Origin of the sequence: Vibrio campbellii CAIM 519 = NBRC 15631 = ATCC 25920, assembly GCF_002163755.1 — a bacterium.
In the GTDB taxonomy this organism is placed as follows: domain Bacteria; phylum Pseudomonadota; class Gammaproteobacteria; order Enterobacterales; family Vibrionaceae; genus Vibrio; species Vibrio campbellii.
The window spans coordinates 1254953-1271002 of the sequence record NZ_CP015864.1 but is presented as its reverse complement, the minus strand read 5'-3'; the positions used below and the strand labels follow the sequence as shown (position 1 = coordinate 1271002).

The window sequence follows — 16050 nt, the reverse complement described above, 5'->3', positions numbered from 1 at the left end:
AAGCCGAGCATTAGCCTCGGCTTTCTTGTATCTGTCTGTTGACTCTCAATTTTTCGTTCCATTTTTGCAAACCTGATTTGCTTATCTTTATTTCGTCTTATTGGACTGGCATGGTTGTCGTCATTCCAATAAGAGAAGGACTAAAAAATGGAAGTACTCAAAGGCTCATGTCTATGTGGCAAGGTAAAACTCGAAGTGGCGGATGAATTCAAATACATGGGTAATTGTCATTGCTCTGAATGCCGCAAATTTACCGGATCCGATTACTCGTCAGCGGGTGGCATTGCATTGGATAAACTGATTGTGATTGAGGGCGCGGAACACATCCAAACCTATCAGAAGAGCGCCAATACCGAACTCTCATTCTGCCGTCACTGCGGCTCTAGCCTTTACTCGAAGAAGAACAACGGTTTAGTGAATATTCGTCTAGGCATCCTTGATGATACCCCTTGTGACAAACCCAGCTTTCATATTTTTGTGGGCTCTAATGCACCGTGGAATGAGATTACTGATGACCTTAAGCAATTTGAAGCTGCGCCTAAGCTATAAGTTGTTTTAAGGCCGAGCGCTGCGCTAAATTAAAAAGCCTTTAACGTAGAGAGATAGAGCCATTCAAGAGAGTGGCTCTTTTCTTTTTTAAGGCCAACAACATCTTGTCTCTCTTTGTTGGTCAATTTGCAGTCAGATTTTTTGTAACTGTTTTATCTATAAGTAAATCCGAGTGAAAGTGCGTCTTACATCTAATTTTGAAGGCGAGTGCTTATGATAGGCTCACGTCAATTGAGCAGCATACTCATTGCTATGAAGCACCTTTTTCTCTCTTCATTTAAAAGTGCTGCTCCCAACATCAATTTATCTCGATAAATTAGGACCCAACGATGGCGAAAGCATTAAAAATCGAATCAGGTCGTTACTTAAATATGGATCATATAGTGACGTTCTCATTAGCGAATGAAACCATTGAAGTTACCTCGACCATTCAAGCGTTTACGTCGATTCATATTGGTATAAAAGGTAAGACAGATTACGCCGATTACTTTGTCTCAATTCGGGAGTTTCATCGAATTAAGCGAGAGCTTTGTGACTATATGGGAATCGACGAACCAACGCTAATAGTTGACTAATCAATCAAAAATTACAACAAAATGACACGTACAGTATGTAATGCTGCAACTTTTAGTCTAACTTTTAACCATCACTGGCTAGGTGAGCAATAACACGGCGGCGAAGATCGTCCGTTAACTAAATACAATAAGGGACATTATGTCTGATAAATATATCTCAATGATCCAGGAGTTTTTTCAGGTCTTTGAAGCTTTGAATCAACATGTCTTTGATTCCTTCGGTGAAATGGCAACGTGGGAAACACAGTTAGTAAGGCTTGATATTGACCAAGGTGATAAGGAGCAGTCGTATGACGTGGCGCAGATTGCGAGCATGCTTAACTTCTCCGAAGACACTGTACAATCATTCCTAGTGGTCTACAGCTTCTTGAGCAACAACCTTTATGATCTCATTGGCAATCGCGAATACGAAGATTGGGGAACAGATGGCAATAGCCTTCAAGTGGAATATTCCGATCTCACCATCGAATCGTTTGATGCTAACCAAATTGCACCACTTATGGAGCGTCGTGTTTACTTCGAATGGACATTTGAAGCTCTCCAGCGCACCTACGATGACATGATGGCAATCAGCCACGGTAGGATTGCCTGATACGTATAACGTCTTATTAAACACCAAAGCCGCTTTCTAGAGCGGCTTTGTTTTTTGTGGCTGTAAAGCGATTCTGTTTCCTCTTCTTACAACTCTTAAATTAAAATCTCTCGGCTAATCACGTATTGTGATGATTAGCGATTCACTTGTTAGAAGAACAAATATGAAAAAACAATCTCAACAATGGTTTTGGCAATGGCGTTGGTCGGCTGTGATGACGCAAGCAAAGCCATTGACCAAGCACAAGAAGCTGCAAACAAAGCGATTGATACAGTTCAAGAGCAGATGGAATCGGTAGAAGACACATTCAACCATGTTCAATTTGGTGACGCTGCTGAATCAGCAGAGGAGTTAGAGGCATCGGTTGAAGAAGCAATGAATGTGGATTTCAGTGATCCGCAGGCCTTAATTGAAGCAAAAGAACACATTGCCAATGCGTACGCTTGTTTGATGGAGGCGGTTTCTGAATCGACAGTGGATAAGGTGATGGACAAAGTAATGTCATCCATTGGCAGCGAGGAAACTAAATCTCTGATTGAAGAGGGCATTGAGAAAGCACAAGCCGCAAAAGAGTGCGTGATGTAATCGCTCTCAGCGAATCAAACCGATGAAAAAGGGGATAGTGATATCCCCTTTGTTGTCTCTATTCGCCTTACCATCGTAGTAAGAAAACGGCTTGAAGTCGCCCGTGGTTCCGAAACGTAACGTGCCTGATTTTTGAATATCTTCCAGCTTATCGACTTGAGCCACGCCGGAAAGCGTCAGTGCTACGGAAGCAAGTAAAAGTGTTGTTTTATTCATAATCATTCTTTTGATGTGTTGTGTTTGTGTTTGTGTTTGTGTTTGTGTGCATGACTCAAAGTAACAGGAAGTGTCAGTAAAACAGATCAAACCAATTGGAAAAAACACGATATTGAAGAAAAACTTTCCAATATTAAATGTGATTGCATTTGCGAGTTGATACGTATGAAAAGCAAACTTTTTCTGATGAATGGCAGAGTGTTATGAATCGAGTTCACCCTAAAAAGCTACTGCAAAGCAAATGGACAGCAGCAGAGCCAGTAAACAAAGAAAAGCATTTCATCATTTCAGAAATGGAGTTTGATGAGGAAGGCAACGTAGTGAAGTGCGTTATTGAAGCGGTCATGACGAAGCGAGAACGAGAGTTGGATTGGCACGACTTAAAAGACTCACAAAAATGGCGTCAAGGGTGGAAGTAACCTTGGCGCAAAGACCAAAAACGAGATGGCGTTAGAAAAGTCACCAAAATCAATAGGCTCGCGGTAGAGACTTTGCTATTAATTGATGAAGATTTTTATTTATGTTCTAAGGGAACGCCATGATCGATTTCGAAAACTCATCGATATTCAAACTCAAGCCAATTGAAACTTCAAAGGTACGAGAGGACTTCCATAAATTCTTAATTGATGGGGAGAGCATTTTTGCAGGTTTCAAAACGGTGCGTGACCAAGTTGTGTTCACCAACAAGCGCGTTATTGCGGCCAATGTGCAAGGGATTACGGGATCAAAAGTCGACTACACTTCTTTGCCATACAGCAAGATCAATGCGTTCTCGATTGAAACATCTGGTACGCTTGATCTGGATTGTGAGATTGAACTATTCCTAAGTGAAGTAGGTCGAGTGCGCTTTGAGATCAGAGGTTCATTCGACTTGGTTTCTTTCAACAAAGTGATCAGTGAGCATGTTCTCGCCTAGGCATTCTCGCAGGGACTAAAGACAGACCAAAGACAAGGAGTCAGTATGGCAGTGCGAAGTGATTTGAAAGAGAAGAAGAGTGAGGGGAATTCAACACCGACTCAACATCTTCTGGCTATATTGGGATTTACGGCCGGTGTGATCTTTTATCTGATGATTCGTTAATCTGAGCTTTGATACTTAACGCTTCAGAATTCAATCACCACCTTCAAAGGGAGCCCTCACGGCTTCCTTTTTCATTCCCTTCATTTGGTTTATACCTCTACAGAGATAAATCGTCGCTTAAGGTCACTCAATGATATGAGCGTGCTTGCGTAATGATTTGTCGCACGATATTTTCACCCTCTGTTAGGTAAAAGTAGCATTTCCATCGTTTAGGGATGTTTGCTATTACCGAGCAATTTGATGTTTGAATGGCGATATGAGGTGAGTTATCGATACCCAAATTTATGATGTATTCTGCTCTGAGGATGCGCAAGGTAATCCTTGTGGCGTGGTGTTTTTGTCTGAGTGGTTGAGTGACTCAGAGATGTTGGAGATAACTCGAAGTATCGGCCAACCTATCACCTCATTCCTTTGCTGTGTGGATGGGCGTTGGTGGATTCGTTGGTTTTCTTTGGCCAGTGAAATCAACTTGTGTGGTCATGGCAGTATGGGCGCTGGCGCGGCGTTGATTACTCATCCAAACCAACGCTCTGTTAAGTTGCACAGTAATTATGGGGACATCACCATTGCTAAGCATGGTACTCAGTACCAAATGGCTTTGCCTGCATGGGATGCCAGTCCTGTACCTGCCAGTTTAGATTCACAGTTATTAAACTTAGAGCAATCTGGTGTGCAAGTGTTAGATGTTGTCACTACCCGAGATCTTGTGGTGGTGTTAGCGTCTGAGCAGCAAGTGAAACTGTACCAGCCGGATTTTGAGCGCCTCTGCCAAATCCGAGACTTTCATGCTGTGATGGTCACCGCTCAAAGTGGGCCTAACGATTATGTTTTGCGTTACTTTGCGCCAAAAATCGGCATCAATGAGGATATCGCAACAGGGTCAGCACAGTGCTCACTCGCTCCCTATTGGTTTAAGAAGTTGGATGTAGATAACCTCAATGCGAGTCAACTTTCCTCAAGAGGCGGCTTTTTCCAAGTCGCGAAACTCAGCTCTGAAACATTAGTGATATCTGCATCAGCGCGATTAAGAGAGCAGTAAAGCTAACGAGTTATACCAGAAAGAAAAAATATAAGAAGCAGACAAACGCCAGTAGTGTCGCTGAAAGTACAGGATAGATGATGTAAGAATCGTGGTTGCTGGTGCGCTGGTAGCAGAGCGAAACCAGCAATATATTATAAACCAAGAGCAGCAGACTAATCATGGTGCCGCTGTTGAGGTTGAGACTTGGTAGTTGAATGAGAAAAAATGTCAGCAACAGGTAGTCGAAAACGATCAGCCAGAGAAAGGCTTTTTGGAGTGAGTCATTTTTTGATTTATTAGGCACATGTACGGACATATCGAGCTCAACTACACAAATTTCAGCAATATTTTCGTTGGGGGAAAGGTCACGCAGAGGGTAGAAACTGGTGACCTTTTAGGGGGTTATAGGTCTTGAATCTGACGTTTGGTATCGTCAGTGCCGACCGAGTAACGAATCACTTCTTGCCTAATCACTGGCTGGTTAAACTCTGCTTGTTGTTTGGCTTTTTGTAGCTCGCTGCCTTCTTGATTGCCGAAGAAGGTTTCTAAAACGTGTGCTGCTGGTGTAGTCAGAATGAATAACTCAATTCGGCGGTTCTCGCTAGAGTCGGGCTCTTCTGGGTTAAGCAAGGCACGATCTGACATCCCAGCCACTTGCATGACGCGATCGTCTGGCATGCCGCCTTCCACTAGGGTATTTCTTGCCACATCGGCACGAGACGCGGATAGCGCCCAGTTTGATTGTCGACCAAAACGCTTTTTGAACGGTGTTGAATCGGTATGGCCACTGATGATCAATGGATTGCTGACACGTTCGAAAACGGGAGCAAGCGCAAGTAACAAGTCTTCAAAGAAAGGAGTTAATTCTGCGCCGCCACGGCTGAACATGTGTTGCTTGTAATCATCTTGCAGCACGATACGCAGACCTTGCGGGGTAATGGTGACATTAACGTTACCCTGCGCGCTGATTTGCCCTACGACTTCGTCAATCACTTTTGCCAGCAGAGCGAGTTGCTCTTGGGTGTCGAAATTGCCCGGGATTAGTGAGTCAATCTCTGGACCATCGCCGTCACCTTGAAAGAAAGAGCTGACGACATGGTTAGAGTTGTGATTACTTGGCACAGAAGAGTCCTGTGCCAAGTCGATAGGAGATATACTTTGTGAAGTATCGAAAGGGTTACCGTAGCTTTTATCAAAAACGCTTGAACTATGAAGGTGAGCCATAATGGCTCTGCGTTCTTCCTTGTCGACTACTTGCATTACCCAAAGGACAAGAAACAGCGCCATTAACGCAATCATGAAGTCGGCAAACGCGACTTTCCACGCGCCGCCATGAAAATCATCATGGTTATGTGCTTTGGCGCGTTTGAACACCACATGCTCTTGTTTTTGCATTATCCCTCCTGTTCAGCTAGCCACTTCTCCATTTGGTTGAAAGTTGGTTTGATGTCTAACTGAATATGTTTACGGCCAGCATCGATAGCGAGCAAAGTCGGCTTCTTCGCAACGTAAGCAACCAAAGTGGCGCGTACACATTCGAAAGCCGTCATGTTTCGTCTAACTCGTTGAGCCATGGCGTTACTGAGTGGATCTAAACAACAGTAACAACCAAAAATACCAATGAATGTACCAACAAGGGCGGCGGCAACATGGTAACCAATCAATGCAATTGAGCCATCGATGGCTTGCATGGTGATGATGATGCCACCGACTGCCGCAAGGATACCGAACCCAGGAAGAGCCTCTGCCGTGCGCTGCATAGAGCGTGAAGGTAAAAGCATCTCGGTTTGAATCGCTTCGATTTCTTGTTCTAACAATCCCTCTAATTCATGAGGCGACATTTGTCCCATTGCCATTAAACGTAAATTGTCGGTAATGAAAGAAATTAGACGGTGATCGCCACTAATTTGCGGGTAAGCAAGGAAAATAGAGCTCTGCTCTGGTGATTCAATGTGTGAATCGAGAAACTTAAAACCGCGGCCGCGTGCGGTTTCGAGTAGGTTATTAAGCAGCGCCATTAGCTCCATGTAGTACTCATACTCTTGACGCGGACCAGAGATGGTTGCACTTATTTGTTGACGCATTTCTTTTAATACTTGTGGTGGGTTACCAATGATCAGTGAGCCTGCTGCCGCACCGACAATGATTAAGAACTCGGCTGGCTGCCAGATAGCACCGAGTTTACCGCCTGCCCATATGTATCCGCCGAAGACACATATCAGTACGGTAATGGCTCCAAAAAACTTTTGCATCTTGTGACTCCTAAGAGGACATTAATTGGTTGAGTTGTTTAAGCGCTTGTTTGTGCAACTGACATATGCGAGGTGGTGTCAGGTCGAGCACTAGCGCGATTTCATGGAGGTTGAGTTCATGTTGATAGAACAAGGTGAGCAACAGTTGGTCACGTTTCGACATTTTGCCTAGTGCAGTGTCTAAGCTGCGGCGAATGTGCTCATGTTCCATGCCGTCATATTGGCCGCCAAAGTGGCTGTCTCCGCCAGTTTCCATCAATTGGTCGAGGCTTTGCATTTCGCCCGCGAGTGCCGCGTTTTGTCGGTTATAATAGTCTTGCTCATCAGTACCTAGCGCTTTGATGATTTCAGCATCGGTGGGCATTCTGCCCAGCGCACGAGTAAGATCTCGTGTTACGTCGTTAAGCTCATGCGCCTGTTGGCGGGTTTTACGTGAGCGCCAATCCAAACGACGAAGCTCGTCCAAAATCGCGCCACGAACACGACAAACGGCAAAAGCGGGGAAGTGTGGATCACCCACATCCCCATAACGACGCCCTGCTTCGACAAGCGCAATCAAACCGATTTGCTGCATGTCTTCGATGCTGCAGTGTGAGGTCGCATGAACGCGCAGTTGGTTTACCACGCGCTTAACCATGACTTGATGGCGTTGCAGCAGTGCATTTTCATCAATCGGGCGCGACGGCGTATTTACTTCCTCCGTCGCGGTATAACTTTCCTGTAAGTTCATCTCCAACATGCCTGTGCTCCGTTATTGCACAACGTACTTGGTTAACAGAACATCATCGATATCACGAACGAAGTCGGTTTTTGCGAACGCAAGCAGCAGAGTCTCCTTGACTTCGCTTTGTAGGGTATCAATGGCACCCGCCTGCTGAAGCTCATCAAAGGTTTTGTCGCTAAACAGTTTTAGCAGTGAGTTTTGAATCATCGGCATGTAAGCATCAATATCCTTAATGCGCTCTGGGCGGCGTGTTTCCACCGCAAGTTCCAGCATCACAAAATGAGTTTGCTTCTTGCCTTTGATGGTCAGCACTACCTTATCTAATGGATGAAAGCGTGGGCCTTTTGTTGCTGGTTGCTCTGAAGTTAGGAATGCCAGCGGTGAGTCCTCCAAGAAGTTGCTAACGCTGGATTCTGATGATGAAGACTCTGAACTTTTGTTGAGGTACCAAATACCGCCGACCACAGTGGCAGCGGAAACGAGGGCACTGGTGATGATCATGGTGATAAACAGGGCGATCATTTGTTGTTTGGTCATAACCTTTTTCCTCGATGATTCATTAGGCTTGAGTGTTCAGCCAATGCTCTGAATAGTTTGTTGTTGTATTAGATTGAAAGGCGTTGGTTTCACGCGCGGCGAAGACGGTTGCTTCTTCTTGTGAACCGTCATGAGCATGTCGCTCTTGACCTTGATCTGAGCCGACGTTTACGTCTACGTGAACGAAGTTCTGCTCTTGCAGTTCCGTTCGAAGGCGCTCAGATACCTGCATTAATGCTTCACGAGTTGCGACAGTATTGGCGTTGATCTGCACGCTCAAGCGGTCACCTTCCACGCGTACCAATAAATCCAATTTGCCCAACTCTGGTGGGTCGAGACGGATTTTGGCTTCTTGTAGGTTTTGCTGAGCTTGTAATGTCACGCGATCTTGCAGCACTTGCATCATCTGCTCGCCCCATCTACCTGAGCTGGTATCCACGCGAACCGCCGCCCACTCCGCACCTTGAGCTTGAGTTGCTGCAAGCGGTGAGGTTGGATTTGGATGTTGCGCGGCTGGTGTCTGCGATTGCGTGTTGGCTGCGAATACTTGCCCATAAGCAGGTTGATTCAGTAACGTTTGCAAATCAGAAGCAGAAACTTTAAGTGAATTTACCGCGCTCGCTTGCACACCACTTTGGTTCTCTTGCGCGGGGGCAGTAAGCATTGGGTTGGCTTGAGCGCCTATGTTTGCACTTTGCGATGTGTTATTTGCCGACAGTTGTGCAAGCTGGTTGGTATCGCCTTGCTTAGTCGCCTCCTTACTGATTCCCTGCATGAGAGCTTGCGCTTGCGTGGCCAGATTAACCTCTGATGAAGCATTACCCAGTAACGTTTCGTCAGAGGTGTCTTCTGTGTGGAGGTGTGGTGAGTTGGCGTCAGGTCGCATCGCTTCCGCCGGTGAGGCTTGCGTATTTAAGCGAAATCCGGCAACGGTGATAGGCGCGTTGGTTTGTCCCTGTTGAGTGATCGTAGCTGAGTTTGTTCGTGAAACACCTTGATCTGAACGAGCGTGAGAGATCTTCCCAGCGGCTGTCGATTGAAAAGATGAACTCGTAGGCATTGAGTTAGTGACCATCATTGCGTTAGCTCCATCGTCATCGCGAGTTGATAAGCCATGGCGCGCTCTTGTTGATCGCTAACCATGTTCATCTCTTGTTTTAGCTCGCTGGTGGCTTTCTCCAATGCCGTGAATGCACACGCATGCACAGCTTTCGCTCGCTGGATTTCAGGTGCGAGTTTCGGATCTTTCAAAAAAGGCTTATGGCTGATCAGCAGTTCACGCAACTGTAAGTCGTAGCGTTTAAGCGCTTGCCAATCGGCCGTTTTAGTGGCGATTTGGATCAGTTTTGATAAGTGGCGAAATCGCTCTGGCGACACTTTATGCTTGCTGCCCAAAATTCATCCATCCTTCTCGTACGTTACCCATCACTCGCTCTACGTTGTCTAGACGTGTTGCGTCGTTCTGTGTGCTGGCGTAATACAACTCGACTTGGCAGAAGTCGTAGAGCTGACGTAAGCTTTCCGCGATTTCACCGCCATTTTCGTCATCTAACGCACTGCTTAAGCCGATAAGGATGTTCATGCATTTGTTAATGCCAACCCCTTTCGCTTCTATGCGACTCGCGGCAAGATGGCCACGAATACGCTCAATTTCATCGAGTAACCCATCAATCAGCATGACAACGAGTTGGTGTGGGTTAGCTGATGCTGCTTGAGCATCAAGATCGACCTGTTGGTATGAGTCGTAGCCGGAATCCATTAGCATGAGTACTTCTCCTAAAGCCTTAACCAAACATCGACATGGTTTGGTTCATTTGCGTCATTATGGTGTTCATTTGAGTAAACTGGGTAAGGTAGCGGTTGTACGACATCTCGTACTTTCGCTGTAAAGAGGTTTGCTTGTCGTCAATTCGGTCTAAGTTGGCTTGCAGAGCATCTTTGCGGGAAGTGAACGTGCCTGTAGAGAACTTCAAGAACGGTTCTGCCATGTCATCAAGCGAGTCGAGCAGGGCGCCATCACCGTTAAACATGGTTTCTAGTGCGGCACTGTTGTTCTTCTGCGCTTCGGCAAACTTATCTTGATCGACTTTCATTTTGCCGTCACGATCAAGAGTGATACCGACTTCGCTCAATCGCATGCCACCATGCTCACCACGAACGAGTGCATTTAGTTGTGTGTCAATTGAACGCAACGTTGGATCACTGGCGAGCACACCACGGGCTTGGTCTTCACTGCCGATTTTGGTGTATTCATCTAAGGTCGAAACCAACGAGTTATAGGTATCGACAAACTTGGTGATTTGTTCTTTGGTGCCCTCGCTATCTGCGCCTACTTCCATTGAGATCGGCGCTTCTCCTGAGGTTTGTGCTTTGGTGACGGTGATGTCGACACCATCAATCACGCCTTCAAAAGTATTGCTTGAGTTAGTCAGTTTTAGCCCTGTACCTTCCGCACCAAGCCAGATAACAGCATCTTGTGGCCTGCTGATTTCTGTTGTGTTGGTGAACGCATCTTCAAACCAAGCTTGTCCTGTTCCCGTCGCACTGACATTGATGGTGTTCGCCACGCCTGTTTCGGTACTGGAGAGCATGAAGTGTGTTTGTCCGTTCGAGCGCACAAGCGTGGCATTTACACCTGGGTTATCAGGGTTGTTGTTGATCGCACTGACTAGGTCTGTCATGGTCGCTTTGCCATCGCCGTCAGTATCCATCGCCGACATATCTAACGTCATGTCCTCGCCGTTAATAGTGAGCTCTAGAGTGCCCGTGGTTGGAACTTCTGTTGAGGCCTCTAAATTTGCTGGCATGCCAGTAGAGATTTGATGTGACGTTGCGACTTGCTCAACAAAGATCTGGTAGTTACCGACTAACGCGTTCGCATCGGCACTCGCGGTGAAAAAGCCATCTTGAGAGGTTGTTGCTGTATTCTTAATGATGCTGTTTGTGCTGCTGTTCATCTCGTTAACCGCAGTGCGGAACTCACGCAGTGCACCTTCCACCTTACCTAAGGCATTAAGCTGCGCTTGGTATCGATCTGCTTGCAATTGGTAGCGCTGCTGAAATGGCTGAACATCTAACGTGGCGAACTGGGTTGCCATAGTAATTGGATCTAACGAACTCATTAGGTCGCTCCCTCTCTCATCTGTATTTGGCTTTTCTATGCCAGTAATAAATACTCAATCGCAAGATGTGTGCCTGATATCTATACCTATATAAAACAGTATCTTACGTTCTATTTTGTGTGTTGGGAGGAAGCGGCTTTTCCACCTTGCTGGTTCCGCTTTCCCCTTGATAGCTAAAGGGGTTCCCAAATAAAAAAGGCGACCAAAAGTGGTGAAAGATTTAATGCAATGGAGGGAAGACAAAAGAGGCATGTAGCGATACGCATAATACGAAAGTTTAGGCCTTTACTGCTAAGGGATTCAGATTTTTCTGATCCTGTTTGAATGCAAAGGTTTGCTATCTTATACCCCTGCAATTTTTGTGGTTGCTAGCGGCTGGTTATTCCCCCTAATTCGACTAAAAAAGAACGACAATAATGAATGACTTTGTTTTACGACTGATGAAGTGTGCCCGTGCATATGAGGCTTTCATTGGCACCAAACTGCGCAGTAAACAGAACATTAATGCCGAGGAACTGGCGAACATTCGTGTAGAGGCGCTCTCTCGATTTCCAGAGCTTAAAGCGTATGAGCCACATCGAGGTGTGGAGTCTGCCGAGCTGGAGTTGTTCAATAAGGTTTGTATAGCACCATACTAAAAGCCAGTTTCCCTCTTCATACTGGTCACACCAACGAAGCCACTTCTATCTATATCCGTTGCGGAACTCTTTTCTACACGCTTTTTTCAGAAAAAGAAAAAGTCTCCCGGATGAAGGGGAGACTTTGAGCTTTCAGACCAACTAAATTTTGCGCGTTGTTAGCGAATAGAAAAGTTCTATTAACGCAGTAGCGACATTGCCATGCCTGGCAGCTGGTTAGTTTGAGAAAGAACCGTTGTACCAGCTTGCATTAGCATTTGGTTCTTAGTCATGTTTGAAGATTCAACAGCAAAGTCAGTGTCAGTGATACGGCCTTTCGCTGCAGACGTGTTCTCAACCATGTTGCTTAGGTTCACTACTGTGTGGTCTAGGCGGTTGATCGTTGCACCCATGCCTGCACGAGCCGAGCCTACTTGGTCGATTGCTGTTTGGACTTCATCCATAGCCGTTTGTGCGTTTGCTTGGTCTGCTGCAACGTCTGCGCCGCCGCTGAAGTTAGTGAAACCAGCAGTAAGAGTGTCAAACGCTGTACCAACTGCACCGTCAACTGTTGTTGCTAGGCTTAGTGTCTCTGCACCTGAAGCTCCGATTTGAAGAGTAAGACCGCCGCCTTTAACACCACCAGTCGCAAACAAAGCGTCACCAGCAAATTTAGTGTTAGTCATGATGCTGTTTAGCTCTGTTTCAAGCTCTGCAAACTCTTTATCAAGTGCAGTTTGGTCTGCTTGAGAGTTAGTACCGTTCGCTGCTTGTGTTGCTAGGTCGTTCATGCGGTACAGAATGTTAGTTGCTTCATCGAAAGCACCTTCCGCTGTTTGCAGCATAGACATGCCGTCTTGTGCGTTACGCATTGCAACGTTCATACCACGTGATTGAGTTTCTAGACGGTTCGCGATTTGTAGACCCGCAGCGTCATCAGCTGCTGAGTTGATGCGGTAACCCGTGCTTAGACGCTCCATCGCAGTGTTAAGCATGTTGTTTGTGTTGCTTAGCGTGTTTTGAGTAACCAGCGAAGCGTAGTTAGTGTGCATTGATAGAGCCATAATCTGTTCTCCTTGATTGTTCAATGTGGGACTATCGCCCCGCTCACTAACTAGAGGCGGTCGGTTGGTTTTAATGATTAATTGGAAATTTAAAAATTTTGCCAACATCGCCAATTTTGATGGTTTTTGGTGATGTCTATTCCAGAAAATTCGTGTTTTAAGGCTGTTTAGACATGAAAAAGGGCGAGTTCTGACAGCTGAACTCGCCCTTCTTTTTTAGCCCGGTTTATTTATCGCCGAACGATTTAAACGACAATGAAGTGGGAATATCACTGAAATAGCCGAAATAATAACTCGCACCGAGTAAGCGGTAACGATTGAGCTCGTTTTGGCTTGCGACTCTACCTGCCACCCAAGGGAATTGATTACGACGCAGGAAGCGTGCGATGGGAAGGAACGCATGCTGATCTTGCTTGTTTTCCATCGTGACGGATAACTTGATCAGGTCGGGTTCAAACTCGGCAATGCGTTCAAAGTGTGTTTGGCTGGTCGCAATTTCAAACCACAAGGCATATGCGTTGTCTTTCAGCTGTTCAACTAAAGCAGCAACGCGTTTATGCAGGCACAGAGTTTCATCGGCTTGCAAAGCGGGCACGACATGTTGAAATGCTGCTTTGTGGAATTGAATCATTTGATTCAAAAAGTGACGCCCTGCTTGCCATAGTAAGGCGTCGACCCGAATAGGCACCACGACATTGCTGATAAGGTCCGGATGAAAGGTATCGAGTTGGAACTGAGTTTGGCGCAGGGCTAAATACAAGCTGTATAAATCTAAGCAATATTGCATTTGCTCAGACAGTTCAAACTGATAAACACTCTGCTCGCCACGTACACCAAAGCGCAAGGTAAGGTGCTGGTATTCCACCTCACCGGTTTTTGTTTTACGGATGGCCTGACAGGCGTGTTGAATGTCATTGTGTTTGAGCGCATCAAACACCAGTTGGTCGTCGTCCGTGACAATGTGTTGCAGTGCGAGATCGCACAAGTAGTCATACATCGCTTTATTTGAGATGAGATTAACCAAGGTTTCCTACCACGTTGACCTGTTTATTTTCTGGAATTTCATTGTAAGACAGTACCGCCAATCCTTGGGTAAAGGTACGTGCGTAACGAGCCAGCAATGGACGTAGTTGAGGCATCACCAATAAGATTGGCGGTAGTCCTTGCTGCTTCAATTGCTGACGAATCAAAGGCAAGTTCTGCTGGAACTGGCTAAGGATGTTTGGCTCTATTGGGAAGCTATCGAGCATGACGGTGCCTGCGGCTTGTGCTTGTTGCAACGACGTCATCAGCATCTGTTCAAGTTCATCAGACAAGGCGTAGACATTCAGCTCGTTCTTCTGACCCGCAACTAAGTTAACCAAGGTTCGCTTAAGTGCGCAGCGTACATCCGCCGCTAATAAAATCGGATCTTTGATGTTTTCTGAAGACTCCAACATGGTGTTGGCGATGGTACGAATGTCTTTTAGCGGCACTTGGTCGAGCAGGAGCTGACGGTAAACCTTAAGCTGCTGCGCTGGTGTTAGAGCCGCTGCTAAGGCTTCGGCCAATTTTGGTGCTTGCGCTGTCAGACGTTGAGTCATGGCTTCAACATCGTCATGAGTAAACAATTCAGCCAAATTGGTTTTCATAATTTTGCTGATGTGTGTGGCGATAACCGTGCCATCGTCAACCACCTGATAGCCCATGTTCAGCGCTTTCGCTTTGTCTTGATGTTCAATCCAAACCGCAGGCAATTGGTAGGCTGGGTCACTGCCTAGAATGCCATCTACCTCGCCATAGGTTTCACCCACAGCAATCGCCATTAAGCGTTCTGGCTCGATAAAGCCTTGCTCAATCACTTCGCCGTTCAAAGCAATGGTGTATTGGTTCGGCTTTAAACTGAGGTTGTCGCGAATACGCACTTCCGGCAGTAGAAAACCCACTTGCTCAGAGAGATTGCGGCGAACACCACGAATACGCTGCGCTAGAGGCGCGCCTTGTTCTTTGTTTACCAAGTGCACCAAGCGATAGCCTAACGCTAAAGATAGCGTGTGGACATGAGGAATATCGTCCCAAGTGAGTGCGGCTTCTTCTTCCTGCATCGCATGAGAGAGTGCTTCTACTTGGTCGATTTGTGTATCTTGCACTGGCTTTTTGCTCTGTCGCCAGCCCGCGAATGCAAGCACTGCGGCGAAGGTGAAGAACGCAAGGTGAGGCATTCCTGGAACCATACCAATGATCGCCATGATAGCGGCAACGGTATACAAGGTCGCTGGTGTTGCAAGCAGCTGCTTGTGCATGGTTTCTGACATGCCGTTATCGCTGTCGTTAATACGCGTCACGATAATGGCTGCAGCGGTCGCAAGTAGCAGTGATGGAATTTGAGCAACGAGGCCGTCACCGATAGTCAGTAGGGCGTAAGTCTTGAAGGCTTCTGACGCTGGCAATCCGTGCTCGAACACACCAATGCTGATACCACCAATGATGTTGATGAACAGGATCAGCAAACCAGCAACCGCATCACCACGCACAAACTTGGATGCACCATCCATGGAACCGTGGAAGTCCGCTTCGTTCGCCACCTCTTTGCGGCGTTGGCGCGCGGTTTCTTGGTCGATCAAGCCTGCATTTAAGTCGGCATCGATGGCCATTTGTTTGCCCGGTAGCGCATCCAAGGTAAAGCGTGCCGACACTTCAGAAATACGTTCGCCACCTTTGGTGATCACGACAAAGTTAATGATCATCAAGATGATGAACACCACCATACCGACCACGTAGTTACCGCCGATCACCACTTCACCGAAGGCTTGAATCACCTTACCAGCAGCATCGCTGCCGTTGTGACCTTCAAGTAATACGATACGCGTTGAAGCAACGTTTAGAGTGAGGCGAAGTAAAGTTGCGACCAACAAAATGGTTGGGAAAATCGAAAAGTCGAGTGGTCGCTTCGCTGTGGTGCTGACCAGCAATACCAAGATCGCTAACACGATGTTGAAGGTGAACAGCGCGTCCAATAGCAATGGTGGCAAAGGTAAGATGACCATTGCCAATACCATCAACAAGACGATTGGAATACCAATGTAGCCTTTAGTGGAAGTTTGAAGGTGTTTTAACCGGTTAAACATACTCTGGT

Annotated in this window: 19 protein-coding genes and 2 pseudogenes; 8 read left to right on the top strand and 13 right to left on the bottom strand. The window is 46.4% G+C overall.

The window, feature by feature from the left end:
- The first annotated feature begins 147 nt into the window (after positions 1 to 147).
- The 4 genes from A8140_RS21855 to A8140_RS21840 all read left to right on the top strand — a co-directional run bounded on the left by A8140_RS21855 (position 148) and on the right by A8140_RS21840 (position 2301).
- Positions 148 to 549, top strand: a complete 402-nt coding sequence (locus A8140_RS21855; protein ID WP_005532264.1) for a GFA family protein — start codon at positions 148 to 150, stop codon at positions 547 to 549.
- 329 nt (positions 550 to 878) lie between these two features.
- Positions 879 to 1124 (top strand): hypothetical protein, encoded by a 246-nt coding sequence (locus tag A8140_RS21850; protein ID WP_005532263.1) that lies wholly within the window; start codon positions 879 to 881, stop codon positions 1122 to 1124.
- 139 nt (positions 1125 to 1263) lie between these two features.
- Entirely contained in the window at positions 1264 to 1716 is a 453-nt protein-coding gene (locus A8140_RS21845; protein WP_005432382.1) for a hypothetical protein, read from the top strand.
- A gap of 183 nt (positions 1717 to 1899) precedes the next feature.
- On the top strand, positions 1900 to 2301 hold the full coding sequence (locus tag A8140_RS21840) for a hypothetical protein (RefSeq protein WP_005532262.1): 402 nt from the start codon (positions 1900 to 1902) through the stop codon (positions 2299 to 2301).
- Positions 2302 to 2367: 66 nt separating this feature from the next.
- On the opposite strand, the pseudogene A8140_RS21835 reads toward A8140_RS21840, so the two are convergent.
- A pseudogene (locus tag A8140_RS21835) lies at positions 2368 to 2517 on the bottom strand (cyclohexadienyl dehydratase); the annotation flags it as partial.
- A 203-nt stretch (positions 2518 to 2720) separates the two neighbouring features.
- On the opposite strand from A8140_RS21835, the gene A8140_RS21830 reads away from it, so the two are divergent.
- The 3 genes from A8140_RS21830 (at position 2721) to A8140_RS21820 (ending at position 4637) form a co-directional block, all read left to right on the top strand.
- Positions 2721 to 2936: a TIGR02450 family Trp-rich protein gene (locus tag A8140_RS21830; RefSeq protein WP_005532260.1), complete on the top strand. Its 216-nt coding sequence runs from the start codon at positions 2721 to 2723 to the stop codon at positions 2934 to 2936.
- 119 nt (positions 2937 to 3055) lie between these two features.
- On the top strand, positions 3056 to 3433 hold the full coding sequence (locus tag A8140_RS21825) for a PH domain-containing protein (RefSeq protein ID WP_005532258.1): 378 nt from the start codon (positions 3056 to 3058) through the stop codon (positions 3431 to 3433).
- A 445-nt stretch (positions 3434 to 3878) separates the two neighbouring features.
- Positions 3879 to 4637, top strand: a complete 759-nt coding sequence (locus tag A8140_RS21820) for a PhzF family phenazine biosynthesis protein (RefSeq protein ID WP_080619527.1) — start codon at positions 3879 to 3881, stop codon at positions 4635 to 4637.
- A 10-nt stretch (positions 4638 to 4647) separates the two neighbouring features.
- Here the strand turns inward: A8140_RS21820 and A8140_RS21815 are convergent, their stop codons facing one another.
- The 9 genes from A8140_RS21815 to fliD all read right to left on the bottom strand — a co-directional run bounded on the left by A8140_RS21815 (position 4648) and on the right by fliD (position 11254).
- Complete coding sequence (locus tag A8140_RS21815; protein WP_080619526.1) at positions 4648 to 4935, bottom strand: hypothetical protein; 288 nt, start codon at positions 4933 to 4935, stop codon at positions 4648 to 4650.
- 86 nt (positions 4936 to 5021) lie between these two features.
- Positions 5022 to 6014, bottom strand: a complete 993-nt coding sequence (locus A8140_RS21810) for a flagellar motor protein MotB (protein ID WP_005532256.1) — start codon at positions 6012 to 6014, stop codon at positions 5022 to 5024.
- Positions 6014 to 6871 (bottom strand): flagellar motor stator protein MotA, encoded by an 858-nt coding sequence (gene motA / locus A8140_RS21805; RefSeq protein WP_005532255.1) that lies wholly within the window; start codon positions 6869 to 6871, stop codon positions 6014 to 6016. The genes A8140_RS21810 and motA overlap by 1 nt, the downstream gene beginning before the upstream one ends.
- Positions 6872 to 6881: 10 nt before the next feature.
- A complete protein-coding gene (locus A8140_RS21800; protein ID WP_005532254.1) occupies positions 6882 to 7610 on the bottom strand; it encodes a FliA/WhiG family RNA polymerase sigma factor in 729 nt (242 codons plus the stop codon).
- A 12-nt stretch (positions 7611 to 7622) separates the two neighbouring features.
- Positions 7623 to 8132: a flagellar basal body-associated FliL family protein gene (locus tag A8140_RS21795; protein ID WP_005532253.1), complete on the bottom strand. Its 510-nt coding sequence runs from the start codon at positions 8130 to 8132 to the stop codon at positions 7623 to 7625.
- Positions 8133 to 8154: 22 nt separating this feature from the next.
- The gene (locus tag A8140_RS21790) at positions 8155 to 9210 is read right to left on the bottom strand and encodes a flagellar hook-length control protein FliK (protein ID WP_005532252.1); all 1056 of its coding nucleotides are present in this window, start codon (positions 9208 to 9210) and stop codon (positions 8155 to 8157) included.
- Complete coding sequence (locus A8140_RS21785; RefSeq protein WP_005532251.1) at positions 9207 to 9527, bottom strand: hypothetical protein; 321 nt, start codon at positions 9525 to 9527, stop codon at positions 9207 to 9209. The genes A8140_RS21790 and A8140_RS21785 overlap by 4 nt, the downstream gene beginning before the upstream one ends.
- Positions 9511 to 9897: a flagellar export chaperone FliS gene (fliS, locus tag A8140_RS21780; protein ID WP_005532250.1), complete on the bottom strand. Its 387-nt coding sequence runs from the start codon at positions 9895 to 9897 to the stop codon at positions 9511 to 9513. The genes A8140_RS21785 and fliS overlap by 17 nt, the downstream gene beginning before the upstream one ends.
- Before the next feature lie 19 nt (positions 9898 to 9916).
- Positions 9917 to 11254, bottom strand: coding sequence for a flagellar filament capping protein FliD (gene fliD, locus A8140_RS21775; protein ID WP_005532248.1), 1338 nt, complete (start codon positions 11252 to 11254; stop codon positions 9917 to 9919).
- Between the two features lie 416 nt (positions 11255 to 11670).
- On the opposite strand from fliD, the pseudogene A8140_RS21770 reads away from it, so the two are divergent.
- A pseudogene (locus tag A8140_RS21770) lies at positions 11671 to 11951 on the top strand (hypothetical protein); the annotation flags it as partial.
- A gap of 120 nt (positions 11952 to 12071) precedes the next feature.
- On the opposite strand, the gene lafA reads toward A8140_RS21770, so the two are convergent.
- The 3 genes from lafA to flhA form a co-directional block, all read right to left on the bottom strand.
- Positions 12072 to 12935: a lateral flagellin LafA gene (gene lafA / locus A8140_RS21765; protein ID WP_005532246.1), complete on the bottom strand. Its 864-nt coding sequence runs from the start codon at positions 12933 to 12935 to the stop codon at positions 12072 to 12074.
- Between the two features lie 226 nt (positions 12936 to 13161).
- A complete protein-coding gene (locus A8140_RS21760; RefSeq protein WP_005532245.1) occupies positions 13162 to 13959 on the bottom strand; it encodes an EAL domain-containing protein in 798 nt (265 codons plus the stop codon).
- Entirely contained in the window at positions 13952 to 16042 is a 2091-nt protein-coding gene (gene flhA / locus A8140_RS21755) for a flagellar biosynthesis protein FlhA (RefSeq protein WP_005532244.1), read from the bottom strand. Before flhA ends, A8140_RS21760 begins: the two co-directional genes overlap by 8 nt.
- Positions 16043 to 16050 lie beyond the last annotated feature (8 nt).